This is a genomic window from Pseudomonas sp. YH-1 (genome assembly GCF_051990045.1).
Classification (GTDB): Bacteria; Pseudomonadota; Gammaproteobacteria; order Pseudomonadales; family Pseudomonadaceae; genus Pseudomonas; species Pseudomonas nicosulfuronedens.
In genome coordinates, this window is the sequence record NZ_CP178184.1 from 4789306 (window position 1) to 4806107 (window position 16802).

11 protein-coding genes are annotated in these 16802 nt (G+C 63.3%); 7 read left to right on the forward strand and 4 right to left on the reverse strand.

Annotated elements, in window-relative coordinates; all coding sequences use genetic code 11:
- The first annotated feature begins 28 nt into the window (after positions 1 to 28).
- The 3 genes from ACKI1H_RS21850 to ACKI1H_RS21860 are packed head-to-tail and all read left to right on the forward strand — an operon-like array spanning position 29 to position 2708.
- On the forward strand, positions 29 to 685 hold the full coding sequence (locus tag ACKI1H_RS21850) for an amino acid ABC transporter permease (protein ID WP_440466294.1): 657 nt from the start codon (positions 29 to 31) through the stop codon (positions 683 to 685).
- A complete protein-coding gene (locus tag ACKI1H_RS21855; protein ID WP_440466295.1) occupies positions 682 to 1425 on the forward strand; it encodes an amino acid ABC transporter ATP-binding protein in 744 nt (247 codons plus the stop codon). The genes ACKI1H_RS21850 and ACKI1H_RS21855 overlap by 4 nt, the downstream gene beginning before the upstream one ends.
- Positions 1422 to 2708, forward strand: a complete 1287-nt coding sequence (locus tag ACKI1H_RS21860) for an NAD(P)/FAD-dependent oxidoreductase (RefSeq protein WP_440466296.1) — start codon at positions 1422 to 1424, stop codon at positions 2706 to 2708. The genes ACKI1H_RS21855 and ACKI1H_RS21860 overlap by 4 nt, the downstream gene beginning before the upstream one ends.
- A gap of 17 nt (positions 2709 to 2725) precedes the next feature.
- On the opposite strand, the gene ACKI1H_RS21865 is transcribed toward ACKI1H_RS21860, so the two are convergent.
- Positions 2726 to 3499 carry an AraC family transcriptional regulator gene (locus ACKI1H_RS21865; RefSeq protein WP_138520936.1) on the reverse strand — a complete coding sequence of 258 codons (774 nt, stop codon included), beginning with the start codon at positions 3497 to 3499 and terminating at the stop codon, positions 2726 to 2728.
- Between the two features lie 224 nt (positions 3500 to 3723).
- Between ACKI1H_RS21865 and ACKI1H_RS21870 the strand changes: the two genes are divergently transcribed.
- The 4 genes from ACKI1H_RS21870 to ACKI1H_RS21885 all read left to right on the forward strand — a co-directional run bounded on the left by ACKI1H_RS21870 (position 3724) and on the right by ACKI1H_RS21885 (position 8826).
- Positions 3724 to 4818: a polyamine ABC transporter substrate-binding protein gene (locus ACKI1H_RS21870; protein ID WP_440466297.1), complete on the forward strand. Its 1095-nt coding sequence runs from the start codon at positions 3724 to 3726 to the stop codon at positions 4816 to 4818.
- 212 nt (positions 4819 to 5030) lie between these two features.
- The gene (locus tag ACKI1H_RS21875) at positions 5031 to 6389 is read left to right on the forward strand and encodes a glutamine synthetase family protein (protein WP_138520938.1); all 1359 of its coding nucleotides are present in this window, start codon (positions 5031 to 5033) and stop codon (positions 6387 to 6389) included.
- Between the two features lie 41 nt (positions 6390 to 6430).
- Positions 6431 to 7516, forward strand: coding sequence for a polyamine ABC transporter substrate-binding protein (locus ACKI1H_RS21880; RefSeq protein ID WP_138520939.1), 1086 nt, complete (start codon positions 6431 to 6433; stop codon positions 7514 to 7516).
- Positions 7517 to 7530: 14 nt separating this feature from the next.
- Positions 7531 to 8826 (forward strand): NAD(P)/FAD-dependent oxidoreductase, encoded by a 1296-nt coding sequence (locus tag ACKI1H_RS21885; RefSeq protein ID WP_440466298.1) that lies wholly within the window; start codon positions 7531 to 7533, stop codon positions 8824 to 8826.
- Between the two features lie 120 nt (positions 8827 to 8946).
- Here ACKI1H_RS21885 and ACKI1H_RS21890 read toward each other — a convergent pair whose 3' ends face one another.
- The 3 genes from ACKI1H_RS21890 to ACKI1H_RS21900 all read right to left on the reverse strand — a co-directional run bounded on the left by ACKI1H_RS21890 (position 8947) and on the right by ACKI1H_RS21900 (position 16792).
- On the reverse strand, positions 8947 to 9747 hold the full coding sequence (locus ACKI1H_RS21890; RefSeq protein WP_440466299.1) for a helix-turn-helix domain-containing protein: 801 nt from the start codon (positions 9745 to 9747) through the stop codon (positions 8947 to 8949).
- A gap of 342 nt (positions 9748 to 10089) precedes the next feature.
- Complete coding sequence (locus ACKI1H_RS21895) at positions 10090 to 15399, reverse strand: autotransporter outer membrane beta-barrel domain-containing protein (RefSeq protein WP_440466300.1); 5310 nt, start codon at positions 15397 to 15399, stop codon at positions 10090 to 10092.
- Between the two features lie 358 nt (positions 15400 to 15757).
- Entirely contained in the window at positions 15758 to 16792 is a 1035-nt protein-coding gene (locus tag ACKI1H_RS21900) for an RNA methyltransferase (protein WP_440466301.1), read from the reverse strand.
- Positions 16793 to 16802: the final 10 nt, after the last annotated feature.

The window sequence follows — 16802 nt, forward strand, 5'->3', positions numbered from 1 at the left end:
CCCCTGATTTCCGCCCACGGACAAGCCCATGTTTTTCCAGAACGCCCTGGACTTCCTGCCCATTCTCCTGAATGGCGCGGTGGTCACCGTGCAAGTCACGATTGCCTCCTTTCTGCTCAGCTCGCTCATCGGCCTGGCCTTTGCCCTGATGATGGTGTCGAAAGTCCGCGCCGTCGCCCTGTTCGGCATCTCCGTGGTCAACGTCATCCGTGGCCTGCCGATCATCGTGCAGCTGTTCTACATCTACTTCGTGCTGCCCGACTTCGGCGTGCAACTCAGCGCCATGCAGGCCGGCATCATCGGCCTGGGCATCGCCTACTCGGCATACCAGGCGGAGAACTTCCGCGCCGGTATCCAGGCCATCCAGCAGGGGCAGATCGAAGCCGCCGAATCCCTCGGCATGCGCGGCCCGATGATCATGCGCCGGGTGGTGCTGCCGCAGGCCTTCCGCATCGCCCTGCCGCCCTACGGCAATACCCTGGTGATGATGCTCAAGGACTCCTCGCTGGTGTCCACCATCACCGTCGCCGAAATGACCCGCGCCGGCCAGCTGATCGCTTCCTCGACCTTCGAGAACATGACCGTCTACACCCTGGTCGCCCTGCTCTACCTGGCCCTCAGCCTGCCGCTGTCGTTCGCCCTGCGCCGCCTCGAAGCGCGCATCGCCACGAGGAAGAAAACATGATCCGTATCCAGTCGCTGCACAAAAGCTACGGCAGCACCCGCGTCCTCGAAGGCATCGACCTGTCGGTGGAAAGCGGCCAGGTGGTGTGCCTGATCGGCCCGTCCGGCTCGGGCAAGTCCACGCTGCTGCGCTGCATCAATGGCCTGGAAACCTACGAGGGTGGCGACATCCTGGTCGGCCAGGAACGCGTCGACCGCCACGCCAACTCCATCCATGAAATCCGCACCCAGGTGGCGATGGTGTTCCAGCGCTTCAACCTGTTCCCCCACCGCACCGCCCTGCAGAACGTCATGGAAGGCCCGGTGTACGTGAAGAAGGAACGACCCGAAGCGGCCCGCGAACACGCCCGCGCCCTGCTGGAGAAGGTCGGCCTGAGCCACCGCATGGACGCCTACCCGGACGAACTCTCCGGCGGCCAGCAACAACGCGTCGCCATCGCCCGCGCCCTGGCCATACGGCCCAAGGCGATCCTCTTCGACGAGCCGACCTCGGCGCTGGACCCGGAACTGGTGGGCGAAGTGCTCGCGGTGATGCGCAAGCTCGCCGACGAGGGCATGACCATGGTGGTGGTAACCCACGAGATGGGCTTCGCCCGCGAAGTGGCGGACAAGGTGTGCTTCCTCTATGGCGGCCGTATCGTCGAGGAAGGCGCAGCCAAGGATGTACTCGGCGCGCCGAGCCAGCCGCGCACCCAGGAATTCCTCCGGCGCCTGCTCAACACCGACGGGGGCCAGGCATGAACGCCCAGCCCCTGGCACTGCCGCCCTCGCTGTGGGCAGCCACCGCTAACGCCGGCCCGGCCACACCGGCGCTGGCTGAAGACAAGCAGGTCGACGTCGCCATCGTCGGCGCCGGCTACACCGGCCTGGTCACCGCCCTGCACCTGGCCCGCAATGGCGTACGCGTCTGCGTGCTGGATGCCGGCGAGCCGGGCTGGGGCGCCTCCGGACGCAACGGCGGGCAGGTGATTCCCGGTCTCAAGCATGACCCCGATGACCTGCGGCGCATGTTCGGCGGCGACAGGGCCGAGCGCCTGATCGAAGTGGCTGGCAGCGCTGCCGATGAAGTCTTCGAGCTGATCCGCCGCTACGACATCGATTGCGAAGCCACCCGCAAGGGCTGGATTCAACCGGCTGCCTCGCCGGCCGCCCTGCGCGCCATCGAGAAGCGCGCCGAGCAGTGGCGCCAGCGCGGCGTACCGGTGGAGATGCTCGACAAGAGCAGCGTCGCCCAGCGCATCGGCAGCAAGGACTACCTCGGCGCCTGGGTCGACCCGCGCGCCGGCAGTGTCCAGCCGTTGAGCTACGTGCGCGGTCTGGCGCGAGCAGCGTTGAGTGAAGGCGCGGACATTCACGGACACAACCGCGTGACCGACCTGCGCCGCCACGGCAGCGGCTGGCAGCTCACCACCGACGCGGGGCACAAGGTCACCGCCGAGCGGGTGATCCTTGCCACCAATGGCTACAGCGACGACCTGTGGCCAAAGCTGCGGCAGACGGTGATCGCCGCCAACAGCTTCATCGTTGCGACCAAACCCCTGCCGGAGCACCTGCGGCGCAGCGTGCTGCCCGGTGGCGAAGTCTGCTCGGATGCGCGCCGGCTGCTGTTGTACTTCAAGCAGGACGCGCGCGGCCGGCTGCTGCTGGGCGGTCGCGGCCCATTTGCCGAGCCGCGCTCGCCCGGTGATTGGTTGCACCTCAAGCGCTCGCTGCTGGGGCTGTTCCCGCAGCTGGCGGAGGTCGAGTTCGAGTACCAGTGGAGTGGCCGCGTGGCGCTGACGCCGGACTTCATGCCACGCCTGCATGAACCGGCCCCCAACCTCAGCATCCTGCTGGGCTACAACGGTCGCGGCATCGCCATGGCCTCGGCCCTGGGCCGGCACCTGGCAGAGCGCTTGCTGGACCGCGAGAAGGACTTCCCCTTCCCGATCACGCCGGTGCGACCGATCCCCTTCCACGGGCTGCAACGCCTGTACCTGGGCGTGGGCATTGCCTGGTATCGCCTGCTCGACGCCGTGCTCTGAGCGACACGCCCGGCCGCTCAGGCCGGGCGTCCTTCCTGTAGCGCCGCCAGGTACGCGCGCGGCGGCTGACCGGTGTGCTCGCGAAAGCAGCGGTAGAACACCGACAGCGAATTGAAGCCCACCGCGAACGCCAGTTCATCGATGCGCGCCGTCGGTTCTTCCCGAAGGCGCTCCAGCAGATGGCCGATACGCGCCTGGTTCAGGTAGCGGTAGAAGCTCTGGCCGAGCACCTGGTTGAGCAGGTAGGAAATCTGGTTGCGCGTGTAGCCGGTGGCCCGCGCCAGGCGCTCCAGGTCCATCTCCGGGTCGAGATAGGGATGGGCGCTGCCGAAGTAGGACTCGATATCCAGCAGCATCTTCCCCACCTGCGCGGAGTTCAGCCCCAGGCGGCGCTGGTCCTTGACGCCCTCCTCGCGCTGCTCGCGCACTGGCGTTGCATATTCGTGGACGCGCCAGATCAGCCCGTCGCGCACGGTAATCGCTTCGCTGGCGCGGAACGAGGCCAGCCGGCTGCTGCGCCGCAACGTCAGGCGCGAGCGGTACTGGATGAAGGCGGTGTCGCCATCGGCGCGAATCTGGTCGATGTGCTCGATGTGGTGCTGCGGGCTGCGCGGCATGGCGGTGCGGATATAGCCGGGCAACTCGCTGGCGGGGATTTCCAGGTCGTTGTAGAAGTCGCAGTACTGCACCTGCGGATGGAACATCGCCAGCACGCCCTCGACGTCGCGGTTCATCCAGCACTGGTGGTAACGCGTGACCACCTCGCGGGTGCGCTCGGTTTCATCATTCATGTTCTTGCCTCCGCCATGAGGGCCGCCAGCGTAGGGCGGTGACCCTGCCCTGCACAGTGTCGCGGGTCCGCAGGAGCATGACCGATTCCGCCCGTGCACGGAAGAACGACGCCAGGCCGCGCCGCGCCTAGTTTTCGGCCAGGGCCGACAACAACAGAACAAGGCCCGATTCCCACCTGCCGATCGCATGGGCGCCGCGCTAGCCGGCGCCCCCAGGAGTGAAGATGAACAAGCGTGCTTTGGGTTGTCTGGCCGGTCTGCTGGCCGGCGTCGCGTTGCCGGTGCTGGCGGCGCCGCAAGAGGTGCATTTCGCCAACTGGGCCGACTATATCGGGCCCACCGTGCTGGCGGACTTCCAGAAGGAAACCGGGATCAAGGTGGTGCTCGATGCCTTCGAGTCCGACGAAGTGCTGGAGGCCAAGCTGCTCACCGGGCATTCCGGCTTCGACGTGGTGGTGCCCTCGGCGGACTTCCTCGCCCGCCAGCTCAAGGCCGGCGTCTACCGACCGCTGGATGACGCGCTGCTGCCCAACCGCAAGAACCTCGACCCCGACCTGCTGGCCCGCGTGGCCCAGTCCGACCCCGGCAACCGCTTCGCCGTGCCTTATCTGTGGGGCACCGTCGGCGTGGGCTACAACCCGGCGAAGATCAAGGCCGCGCTGGGCGCCGACGCCCCGCTGGACTCCTGGGACCTGGTGTTCAAGCCGGAGAACCTCGCCAAGCTCAAGGGCTGCGGCGTGGCCTTCCTCGACTCGCCGGCGAAGATCCTGCCGCTGGCCCTGCACTACCTGGGCAAGGACCCGAACAGCAACAACCCGGCGGACTACGAAGCCGGCACCAAGCTGCTGGAAAGCCTGAAGCCCTCGGTCACCTACTTCAGCTCGACCAAGTACATCGCCGACCTCGCCAACGGCAACGTCTGCATCGCCATCGGCTTCTCCGGCGACGTGTTGCAGGCGCAGAAAAGCGCCCAGGAAGCCGGAGGCTCGGTACAGGTGGAGTACAGCGTGCCGAAGGAAGGCACCAACATCTGGTTCGACAACCTGGCCATCCCGAAGGACGCGCGCAACCCCGAGGGCGCCCATGCCTTCATCAACTACCTGATGCGCCCGGACGTGATCGCAAAAACCAGCGACTACCTGCACTACGCCAACGCCAACGTGCCAGCCAAGGCGCTGATGGACGAGCAGGTCCGCGGCAACCCGGCCGTGTACCCGGACGCACAACTGGTGAAGGGCATGTACGTCAGCCTGCCGCCGACCCCTTCGATCCTGCGCCTGATCACCCGCGACTGGAGCCGGATCAAGTCGGGCGTCTGATTCCGCCGTCTGCTGGCGTTAACATCAACAGCCCCGGCCGCCATTGGCGTCCGGGGCTGTTTGCGTTTCCGGGAATGCCTTTTCCACAGCGATTCCCCAGCCTTGCGGAAAGTGGATAGAACGCACCCGCGCCTCCAGCTGACACTAGCCTCGCCTGGCAGCACCCCCGCTGCACGTGCATTCACTACAAAACCAAAAAAACCGAGGCTTGTATGACCACCCCCGCCGAGCAACTGGAGCAACGGCTGAAGCAACAGAAAATCACCGAAGTCGAATGCGTGGTGAGCGATCTCACCGGCATCGCCCGCGGCAAGATTTCCCCCACCAACAAGTTCCTCGGCGAGGGGGGCATGCGTCTCCCCGAAAGTGTGTTGCTGCAGACCGTCACCGGCGATTTCGTCGATGACGATGTCTATTACGACCTGCTCGACGAAGCGGACATCGACATGGTCTGCCGTCCCGACCCGGACGCCATCTTCCTGGTGCCCTGGGCGCTAGAACCGACCGCGATGGTCATCCACGACACCTTCGACAAGGTCGGCAACCCCATCGAGCTATCCCCGCGCAACGTCTTGAAGCGCGTACTCAAGCTCTACGCCGACAAGGGCTGGAGCCCGGTGGTGGCGCCGGAGATGGAGTTCTACCTGACCAAGCGCAGCAGCGACCCGGACTTCCCGCTGGAAGCCCCCGTGGGCCGCTCCGGCCGCCCGGAAAGCGGCCGCCAGAGCTTCTCCATCGACGCCGCCAACGAATTCGACCCGCTGTTCGAGGACGTCTACGACTGGTGCGAACTGCAGGGCCTGGACCTGGACACGCTGATCCACGAAGACGGCCCGGCGCAGATGGAAATCAACTTCCGTCACGGCGACGCGCTGAGCCTGGCCGACCAGATCATCGTGTTCAAGCGCACCATGCGCGAAGCCGCGCTCAAGCACGACGTCAGCGCCACCTTCATGGCCAAGCCGATCACCGACGAGCCCGGCAGCGCCATGCACATTCACCAGAGCGTGCTGGACATCGCCACCGGCAAGAACATCTTCGCCGCCGAAGACGGCTCCATGAGCCAGCTGTTCCTGCACTACATCGGCGGCCTGCAGAAGTACATCCCGAAAGTGCTGCCGATGTTCGCGCCCAACGTGAACTCCTTCCGCCGCTTCCTGCCGGACACCTCCGCGCCGGTGAACGTCGAATGGGGCGAAGAGAACCGCACCGTCGGCCTGCGCGTACCGTCCGCGCCGCCCATCGCCATGCGCGTGGAAAACCGCCTGCCGGGCGCCGACGCCAACCCGTACCTGGCGCTGGCCGCCAGCCTGCTCTGCGGCTACCTGGGCATGATCGAACAGGTCAACCCCAGCGCTCCGGTACAGGGTCGCGCCTACGAGCGCCGCAACCTGCGCCTGCCGATCACCATCGAGGATGCGCTGCAGCAGATGGAAGACTGCGCCGTGCTCAAGGAATTCCTCGGCGAGAAGTTCGTGCAGGGCTACGTCGCCGTGAAGCGTACTGAACACGAGAACTTCAAGCGGGTGATCAGCTCCTGGGAGCGTGAGTTCCTCCTGCTGAGCGTCTGATTCCGCGTCACCGACTTCACAACAACAATTCGGGAGTCCCCATGAGACTGCTGCGCACCCTTGCGCCCTTCGCCCTGGCCATGATGGCCACGGCCGTGCACGCTGAACCGACCGTCAGCATCTACAACTGGACCGACTACATCGCTCCGGACACCCTCGCCGGCTTCCAGAAGACCACCGGGATCAAGCCGGTCTACGACGTCTTTGATTCCAACGAGACCCTGGAAGGCAAGCTGCTGGCGGGCCGCTCCGGCTACGACGTGGTGGTGCCGTCCAACCACTTCCTGACCCGCCAGGTGCAGGCCGGCGTGTTCCTTGAGCTCGACCGCAGCAAACTGCCGAACTGGAAGCACCTGGACCCGACGCTGCTCAAGCTGCTGGAACAGAACGACCCGGGCAACAAGCACTCGGTGCCCTACCTGTGGGGCACCAACGGCATCGGCTACAACGTCGCCAAGGTCAAGCAGGTGCTGGGCGTCGACAAGATCGATTCGTGGTCGGTGCTGTTCGAGCCGGAGAACATCAAGAAGCTCAGCGCGTGCGGCGTGGCCTTCATGGACTCGCCCGACGAGATGATCCCCTCGGTACTCAACTACCTGGGCCTCGACCCCAACAGCACCAACCCGGCGGACTATCCCAAGGCCGAGGCCAAGCTGGTGGCGGTGCGCCCGTACGTCACCTACTTCCACTCCTCGAAGTACATCTCGGACCTGGCCAACGGCAACATCTGCGTGGCCTTCGGCTACTCCGGCGACGTATTCCAGGCGGCCGCGCGCGCCAAGGAAGCCAAGAACGGCATCGAGATCGCCTACAGCATTCCCAAGGAAGGCGCGAACCTGTGGTTCGACCTGATGGCGATCCCCTCGGATGCAGGCCATCCGGAACAGGCCCTGGCGTTCATCAACTACGTCCTCGATCCGAAGGTGATCGCCGGCATCAGCGAGTACGTCGGCTACCCCAGCGCCAACGCTGACGCCAAGACCTTGCTGCCTGAAGAGATGCAGAACAACCCCGAGGTCTACCCGAGCCAGGCCGTGCTCGACAAGTTGTACATCGCCAAGGCGCCGCCGCCCAAGATCATGCGCCTGATGACCCGCAGCTGGAGCAAGATCAAGTTCAACCAATGAGTCGAGAAACTTCCATGAAGCACACCGAGGAGCACGCCGCGTCCTATTACGCCGCGACCGCCCGCGACCGTCAGCAGTACCCTTCCCTCACCGGGGATGTGCGGGCGGACGTCTGCGTGATCGGCGGCGGCTTCACTGGCGTGAACGCAGCCCTGGAGCTGGCCCGCCATGGCCACTCCGTGGTGCTGCTGGAAGCCCGGCGCATCGGTTGGGGTGCCAGCGGGCGCAACGGCGGGCAACTGATCCGTGGCATCGGTCACGACGTCAGCGGTTTCGCCAAGTACGTCGGCGAGGAAGGCGTGCAGTACCTTGAGCAGGCGGGTGTCGACTCGGTGGCCCTGGTCGCCGAGCGCATCCAGGAACTGGGCATCGAGTGCGACCTGCGCTGGGGCTTCTGCGAGCTGGCCAATACCCCGGCGCAATACGCCGCCATGGTCCGCGAGCAGGAGTCGCTGAGCGCGTCGGACTATCCGCACGAGACCCGCCTGGTGCCGCCGGAGCGCATGCGCGAAGTGGTCGCCAGCGACTGCTACGCCGGCGGGCACATCGACATGGGCTCGGGTCACCTGCACCCGCTCGACCTGGTGAAGGGCGAGGCCCGTGCGGCCAAGGCCTTCGGCGCGCAGCTCTTCGAACAGAGCCCGGTACTGCGCATCGAGCACGGCAGCACGGCTGTCGTGCACTGTGCGCAGGGTCGGGTGCTGGCGAAGACCCTGGTACTGGGCTGCAACGCACACCTGGAGGAGCTGGAACCCAAGCTCACCGGCAAGGTGCTGCCCGCCGGCAGCTACGTGGTGGCGACCGAGCCCCTGTCCGAGGAACTGGCAGCGCAACTGATCCCGCAGAACATGGCGCTGTGTGACCAGAAGGTGGGGTTGGACTACTACCGCCTGACGGCCGATCGTCGCCTGCTGTTCGGCGGCGCCTGCCACTACTCCGGGCGCGACCCGGCAGACATCGGCGCCTACATGCGGCCGAAGGTGCTCAAGGTGTTCCCACAGCTGGAACAGGTGAAGCTCGACTACCAGTGGGGCGGCATGATCGGCATCACCGCCAATCGCTTCCCGCAGGTCGGACGGCTCATGTCCCATCCCAATGTGTACTTCGCCCAGGGCTATTCCGGCCACGGGCTGAACGTCACGCACTGGTCGGCCAAGCTGCTCGCCGAGGCCATCCATCAGGGCGAGAGCAAGGGGCTGGACCTGTTCAGCGCCGTGCCTCACCTGACCTTCCCCGGCGGCAAGCTGCTGCGTTCGCCGCTGCTGGCCCTGGGCATGGCGTGGTATCGGGTGCGTGAGCTGATCGGCTGATCGAGGGGCACTTGTACGATGGGTGGAGCGCAGCGATACCCATGCTGCGGCGATCGCGATTGATGGGTATCGCTGCGCTCCACCCATCCTACGGTTCAACGCCAAGCCTGTGCCTATGACTCAGGCCCGGCCACCCTGCTTCGCCGTGGTCTTCGGATACTCGCCGAACAGCGCGAAATACGACTGGGAAAACCGCCCCAGGTGCCAGAACGACCACTTCATCGCTACCTCGGCCACAGTCACGCCGGACTCGGCGGCGGCCAGCAGGTCGCGCCGCGCCGCATTCAGGCGGCGGTTGCGAAGCCAGACGATCGGTGGCATGCCGGCGTAATGCAGGAACGACTGCTGCAGAGTGCGCGGTGAAATGCCCGCCTTGGCGGCAAGGTCGGCCATGCCGAACTGCTCGTCGGGGCAGTCGTTCACCACTTCCTTGACCCGCTGTACCACACGCTTGGCCTGGACGATGGAACGCGCGCGGCGTTCGCCATCCAGGGGCGCTTCGCAGAGCAGCGAGAAACAGTGGGAAACGATGCTCTGCGCCACACCCGGTGCATCCATCGGGTCGTCGCCGGTCGATGCACCGGTGAGCAGGTTGCTCAGGGAAGTCGCCACCGACTGGCAGTGGCCCGAGCGCAGCGGCGTCAGCACCAGGTCAGCGAAGGCGTCGGCCGGCTGGCCCCAGTTCGCCGATTCCTTGATCACCACCGCCACCTCGCGGTAGTTCTCCGGCGTGACCCAGGCGTTGCGGGTTTCCCCATCGAGCAGGTAGAGGGCGTTATCGGACATGTCGAAGCTGAACACCAACGCGCCGGGCGGGGCGTGGAATTCCTGCTCCACGCGCAGGTTCATCTGCTCCTCGTAGAGCTCGATCCCCTCGACCTCGGCATGCAGGATGCGCCCGGAGAATCGTCCGGCAGACATCTGTGTGTACTGCTGTTCCCAACCAGGAATGGCTATGCGCTGCTGATCTACTTCTTGTGCTTCGACAACCCGGATCGCCATACCCAGCCCTGCTGGTTTTTTCAGATGCGGAAGGCTACCAATCGCAGCAAGGCCCAAGCAAGAGAACTCCAAGCAAAACCGACAGACAAGCGAGCACGTGGTGAGAGCAACGCTGTCGGGTGCAGAGCTGACCTGAACCCGCCGGTCTACGATGCCAGTCCACAGGGGCACGGCCGACTATCGACCTTTGCGACTGCAGAATTGAAAAGACCGCTTCCGGATCTCCCCGGAAGCGGCCTTCCAAGACCTTACAGCCCGGAATCACCAGCTGTATTTGATCCCCAGCTGTGCCTCTGCCTGAGTCTGGTCACCACGCGCCTTCTGGCCACCAACGTGACCGTAAGCGGTCCAGCCCTTGATCAGTTCAGCCTGGGCGCCGACCTTGAGCTCGTACACATCCGAGGCCAGGTTGGCGCCCTGGGTTTCGCCGCTGAAGGACATCGACTGGGACTTACCGTTGTGCCACCAGTTGGTTTCCACGAACGGTTGCAGGCGCTTCTTGCTGGAATCCAGCGGGCGAGCGTAGGCACGGCCCCCCAGGCGAGTCGTCACGCCAGTACCCTGCTCGACCTTGACTTCAGTGCCATTGCCTTCCTTGTGATTGTCAGCGCTGTACCGGCTCAAGATTACCTGGGCCTGCGGCTCGAGGTACCAGGCATGCTTGTCACTACGGCCCAGCTCCATGGCGTAGCCCACTTCCGCCGAGCCACTCAGGGTCTTGGATTTGTAGGTCTCCTTGCTCAGGCCATCGCCACGTACGCTGTTGTCATACCAACCGTATTGTGCCCAGCTGTCGAGGTACAGACCGGTCGGGCTGGAGGCATCGGCGAACCAGGTACCGTAGACGCCGACACTGTAGCCGTCGACTTTGCCTTTGGCCTTGGCACCGATCAGTTTGGAGCTGACCTGGGTGTCGGCACTGCCAGCACCGGCCATGACGCCAAAGTGGGTGCGGCTGTCGCCATCAGTCCACTGCCCCAGTTCGGCGCCCAGTTGCATCAGTTGGGTATGGGTCTTGGAGTGCACCTGATCAGCACCGGTGGCGCTGTCGAAACCTCGACCGACCATACGAGTCCATACAGCCTGGTGCTCCTTGCCGTTACCTTCGCTGCGCTGGCGTTCGGTGAAGTCGACTTCACCCAGACGGTCGTGCAGGGTGTGCTGGAACATGCTCACGGCAGCCAACTGGTTGCCCAGGTAAGCACCAATTTCCGGACGGTAGACTGGAGTTGGCTCGGCTGTCGACCTAGGCTGCGACTCAGCGGTCGGCGTCACGACTTTCTCGGACCGCGGGTCAACGATCGGATCTACGACCGGCTCTGGCTGCGGATCGACGACTGGATCAACAGCCGGTTCCGGCTGCGGCTCAACGACTGGATCAACAACCGGTTCCGGCTGCGGGTCAATGGCAGGATCAACGACCGTCTCAGGCTGCGGGTCAATAACCGGATCGGGTTGAGGGTTCGGATTCTCCGAGCGCAGATACCAATTGCCGTTGGCCGGGTTGGCCTTGCCGCCCTGCACCAACAAGTACTCGCGGGCACCCGCCACAACGCGGTTGCTCAGCGCAAACAGACCATCGGACTTGCCGTCCACCTGTACGACCTGGATGCCATCCTTTTGGGTGTAGGCGCCGGAGTCGGCCGTGGCGTTGATCTTGACCTGGGTGGACCCGGCGCTATCGCCCTTCACTACCAGCTTGTCACTGGCGGAGTTGTCATCGCCCAGTTCGGTGTCCAGCTCCAGCAGGCCATTACGCCCCACATAGTTGCCGCTCACGGTCAGGGTGTCACCAGCCGCGCCATTGGCCAGGGTAATCAGTCCGCTATTGTCGACACTGCCGTGCACAGTGTGTGTACCAGAGGAAGCCAGTTGGCTGCCCTCGCCCACACTCAGCACGCCATCGCCGTTGTTGTAGTCACCCAGGAAGAAGTCGCGCTGCAAGTCCAGCCTGCTGTTCCAGAGATCCACCCGCTGGAAGTTGCGCAGCTGGTCGATGTTGCTGGCGTCGGCGACGTAGTCGTGACTATCGAAGATCAGTTGATCATTGCCGCCTACACCACCGTCGATCAAGCCATGGCTGACGTCGTTGCCACGCACAGTCACGCTATCGTTGCCGTCACCCAGCAAGAGCGCTCCGTCCAGCACGCTGTCTTCCAGCAGTACGGTGTCATTGCCGGCACCCAGATCAACAGCGCCGGTGATCCTGCCGCCATTGACGTTGGCAAGGCTGACATCACCCGCGCCCAGGCGAATGGCTGTTGCAGTGTTGCTGCTCGCTTGGAGGGTGCCTTCGTTGATGAGCGACGTCGGGTTGCCGGTAATCAGTACCGCATCGACATTCGAAGCAGTGATCCGGGTGTCGCCCGCAATGTGGACCTGTCCAGCTGCATCGGCGTTGATACCGACACCGGTTCCACTGATGGAAACCTTCGAACCGTCAAGCATCAGGTCGCCAGTCGTGTTGGTGTACACGCCAGCACCATTGCCGGTTACATCGATCGTCCAATTCGGGCCGAGTACCAGGTCGCTGCCTGTCATCGAGCCATCGGCACCGCTCAACGCGATACCTTTGCCGCCGACCTGGCTGCTGACGATCACGTGACCATGGGAGCTGGCGTCGAGGTTGCTCTCGCTCAGCAACGCAGCACCGGAACCCTGCATTTCCAGCGTTGCACCATCGACCAGCACGTTACCGTTGCCGGACTGGTTGGTGACCAAATTGCCGTAGGATGAGCCCTTACCCGTGATATGAGCGTCCGGCCCGATCACGACTCGACCGGCATCCGCGCCAACCAAGACGCCGGATGCACTATTGTCGACAGTAATTTGGTCGTTGGTTGTCAACGACGCGCCGTCATGAACAAATATACCGGCTTTGCCATCGTCAACAGTGATCTTGCCGCGTTTACCGCTGGCATCGGCGGTGACCATCGAGCCCGAGCCGACCACCTCAATTGCGGTGCCATGGGAAAGGTGGATGTCCCCTGCGTTAACGAGTTCGGCGCCACTCTTCACCACGAAAGCGGTTACGTCGCGGGCAGCCTCGACCGAAAAATTGGCAAGGTTGGTGAACACTGACTGAGCTGCTCCCACCGCATTACCGGTCAGGTCATACCTGGTATTGTCCACCACCACGGCGGTAGTGCCGTCCTTCAGGGCCAGCTTGGCCGAACCGGACATCTGCCCAGTCGCACCGCCTTCGACTTTCAGTGCAGTAGCGCCATCGCCAGAAACGGTAATATCCAGCGCATCCAGATTGGCAGTGGAGCCCTCGCCAGTAACCTGCAGCGCAGTAGAGTTCTTGCCCGAGGCGATCAGCTTGACGGCAGCGTTGTTGTTGATCTTAGCGCCGTCCTGGATGCGGAACAGGGTCGAGCCTTCGGTGGAAACATCGAGCCCCGCGGCAGATGCACTATTGATATCAACCGAGGAGCCACGACCGGAAGCTATGAACCCATACTGCTGCTTGCCAGAGTCAAAGTGAACCGTTCCACCGGAGACGGTGATGTTACCTCCACGCTCCGCACGAGCGCCGATTGCTCCATCACCCTTGAGATTCACCGCACCACCTGCAATGTCTACCTTGGCACCAGCACCTTCGGACCAGATGCCGTAATTGCCCAATCCATTGCTTGCCAGTCCACCGGCCACATTGACTATCCCGGAGTTGCGGATACTCGCGGTGCTTCCGATAGCCTCAGGTGAGACCACGGCCTTCAGCCCTACACCATTGATACCATTAAGATTGATGAAACCTGTGTTGGAGAGATTCGCTGCGCCCTCAACGGCGAGCATGCCAACGTTCAGACGCGGATCACCATCGACTGCCCCATTGACGTTGATGGTGCCGGAGTTGGTAATGCGCGAGGCAGTCTTGGAGTAGATGCCAACCGCATTTTGCGTACGACTGCCGATGGTGATGTCACCGGCATTCTCTACAACACTTGTATTCCCCCCCCAGTACGACCGGATACCCACCAAGCTATTGGCGGAATTGCTGGACAGCGCAACTTCCTCAACGGCATCACTGTTCTGAAGCTGCGGACCGCGACCAAGGTAGATTTCACCATTATTGGTGAAACGGGAATCGCGAACATCTACGCCAAAGCTACCCTGGCCACCGCCAGTACCGTTGACACCGATATTGATGTTCCCATCATTGCGCACAAACGCACCGCTCGAAGCCTGAATCCCGACGCTGACGCCGCCACCGGTTGAACCGGCAGTGGCCACGTTGATTACACCGCTGTTGGTTGCAGTGGCGCTGCTGGAAGCTTCGACACCAATGACTCGCGATCCGCCGGTACTGTCTATCGAACCGTCCTCGTTCTGCACAAAGCCTGCATTAAGGACACCATTATTCTCAACCTGACTGCCACTGCCCGTTGCATTCAGCACCGTACTCACACCAGTCCCTGAGTGCCCCACTATGCCATCATTGACAAGATGTCCGCCTTGGCGGGCACTCATGACATAAGTGATCTGGTTTTGCGCACCGATCAAGGCAGCTCCCTGAGCAATGTGACCGGTCGCCTTCGCGCCGGAAACCTCAACCAATACGTTGGTGCCAGGTGCAATCAAAAGCTCGTCACCCGCTGCGGGAGCAGCATTGACGACAATAGTCTGGGCTGCAGTCGTCAGCCCTTTGTTGAACTCTGCCGTATAGCGATCAGCCGCAAGAGCGCCCGATTGCAGTTGAGCAATCAACCAGTCGTTGTACGCGCGCTGATCTTCAACGTTCGCGACGGTTCGTTGGCTGCCATCAAACGCGGTGAAGGTGCCACCAAAGGTGGCCACACCAGTAACGGAACTGCCGGCAGTGCCTGAAGCAGTCGTCTGGTTCGCACGCAAGCCAATAATATTCTTGGAAGTCCAATTAAGCTCGCTGCGTCCAGCCCCCGAGCCATCCACGTAGAACAGGGACGATTGTTTGGCCGCCAGATTCTGAAGACTGTTGGCCGCACTGGTGACGGCTTGCGAACTGTCACCGAGATTAACGTTCAGCGTGCCGCCAGAGGCGTCAACAGTGCCCAGTCGCATATCGATGTACTGCTGATCGCCAACGCCTTTCACTACGCCGACGCTGGTTGCACCAGTAATAGCGGACAACGCAACCAGCTTGGCCGAATCGTGCACGGCAATGGTGGATGTGCCACCTGAAACCCGGTCCGGAATCAGAACGGTTTTCGTGAGAGCATCAACCGATACCCGCGCGGCGCCGATCCACTCCGCACCGGACACAATACGGCCGGCGTCCAGTAAGTCCTGATAAGTTGTCGGAGTGTTGCCGCCATCGAACAGCCCCAAGGCAATATTACTTACCGGGCCACTAAGCGTATCAGTCACGCCATCTCGGATGACTGTCGAGCCGAACTTGTCATCGTTATCCGCGGGATTGTAGGTCGGCAGGGCTGCTGCCTCAGCGCCAAGAATGGGGGCCATGAGAGTCGCCAAAATGGCAGACGCAAGAGTACCGGCAGCAGATTTCCGGTGCCCTTTTGCGTTCTCGGACACCGCGGTCCACAGACCCGTGGCGGAGTTGCGCACGACACGAAATACCTTGTTCATCTTTTAGACCTCGACTCCAACTGTTTGAACCGCTTGTGACGGGTTCCGTGTGCGCTTTTGGCGCGTTCTGAAACGTTGGAGAAATGATCGAGTCCTACAGAAAACGCAGAAATCGGACTTTTCTTTTCTTAAAGGGATTTTCTGTAGGATTCTTCCGATTGCTGGTTTTTTCTTCGGAAGCTCTGCTGCGGAGTGGCACAGGGGAAATGATGAGCGACCAGCTGGCTCGGGGTCCTCAGGTACGAGGACGTCACCCGTCCGAGATCGGCTTGCTGAAGCAGCTATACCGGCCCCAGATGGAGCTCACCGAACGTGTTCAAGAAAAGTTCAGCTTTTCCAACACATCCATCAAGAGTGACTAGAGGCTACGCCCGCGCGTAGTCGCGATCAGCTCGGTCGCCCGTGCACGCAGCTGGCCGCAGCCGCCGTCGACATCCTGCCCGGCGCTGTTGCGCACCTTGGTCAGCACGCCGCGGCTATGCAGGTAGCGGACGATTTCGCCGATGCGCTCGCCGTCAGGGCGCTGGTACTGGTCGCCCTCCAGCGCGTTGAAGGGGATCAGGTTGAGCACGCCGAATTTGCCCCTGAGCAGCCGCAGGATGCCGTCGAGTTCTTCCTGGCTGTCGTTGACGTCCTTGAGCAGTGTCCACTGGTACTGGATCGGGTAATCCGTCGCGCGCGCATAGGCCTCGCCCTGCTCCACCAGTTCCTCCGGCGTCAGCTTCGGCGCGCGGGGCAGCAGGTGCTCGCGCAGCTCGGCATTGCTGGTGTGCAGCGAAAGCGCCAGGGCCGGCTTGATCCGCTGCTGCGGCAGGCGCTCGAACACGCGCGGGTCGCCCACGGTGGAGAACACCAGGTTCTTGTGGCCGATGCCGCCGTCGGTGCCGAGGCGGTCGATGGCTTCCAGCACGTTATCGAGGTTGTGCGCCGGCTCGCCCATGCCCATGAACACCACCTTCTTCACCGGCCGCACGCGCCGCGCCAGCACCAGCTGGGCGACGATCTCGGTGGTGGACAGTTGCCGCAACAGGCCGCTCTTGCCGGTCATGCAGAAGCGGCAGCCCACGGCGCAACCGACCTGGGTGGACACGCACACGCCACCGCGCGGCAACAGCACGCTTTCCACCATCTGCCCGTCGGCCAGGCGCACCAGCAGGCGCTCGGAGTTGTCACCGCCGGGATGACGGGAATGAACGGACGCCAGGGCATCCAGCTCGGCGGCGATCTGTGCCACGCCATTGCGCACACTCAGCGGCAGGAAGTCCTCGGTGGCCTGCCGCTTGGTGCCGGCATCCAGTGGCTTGCCTTGCAGCCAGGCACGCAGCATCCGCCCGCGGTGCAGGGGCAGCGCGCCAAGGTCGGCGAGGCGTTGTTCGAGGTCGGAGATTCGCATGGGGCGCGAA

Coding starts and splice junctions, on each gene's coding strand:
- ACKI1H_RS21880 (WP_138520939.1), top strand. CDS start 6,431: ATGAGACTGCTGCGCACCCTTGCGCCCTTCGCCCTGGCCATGATGGCC.
- ACKI1H_RS21875 (WP_138520938.1), top strand. CDS start 5,031: ATGACCACCCCCGCCGAGCAACTGGAGCAACGGCTGAAGCAACAGAAA.
- ACKI1H_RS21860 (WP_440466296.1), top strand. CDS start 1,422: ATGAACGCCCAGCCCCTGGCACTGCCGCCCTCGCTGTGGGCAGCCACC.
- ACKI1H_RS21850 (WP_440466294.1), top strand. CDS start 29: ATGTTTTTCCAGAACGCCCTGGACTTCCTGCCCATTCTCCTGAATGGC.
- ACKI1H_RS21855 (WP_440466295.1), top strand. CDS start 682: ATGATCCGTATCCAGTCGCTGCACAAAAGCTACGGCAGCACCCGCGTC.
- ACKI1H_RS21870 (WP_440466297.1), top strand. CDS start 3,724: ATGAACAAGCGTGCTTTGGGTTGTCTGGCCGGTCTGCTGGCCGGCGTC.
- ACKI1H_RS21900 (WP_440466301.1), bottom strand. CDS start 16,792: ATGCGAATCTCCGACCTCGAACAACGCCTCGCCGACCTTGGCGCGCTG.
- ACKI1H_RS21895 (WP_440466300.1), bottom strand. CDS start 15,399: ATGAACAAGGTATTTCGTGTCGTGCGCAACTCCGCCACGGGTCTGTGG.
- ACKI1H_RS21885 (WP_440466298.1), top strand. CDS start 7,531: ATGAAGCACACCGAGGAGCACGCCGCGTCCTATTACGCCGCGACCGCC.
- ACKI1H_RS21890 (WP_440466299.1), bottom strand. CDS start 9,747: ATGTCTGCCGGACGATTCTCCGGGCGCATCCTGCATGCCGAGGTCGAG.
- ACKI1H_RS21865 (WP_138520936.1), bottom strand. CDS start 3,499: ATGAATGATGAAACCGAGCGCACCCGCGAGGTGGTCACGCGTTACCAC.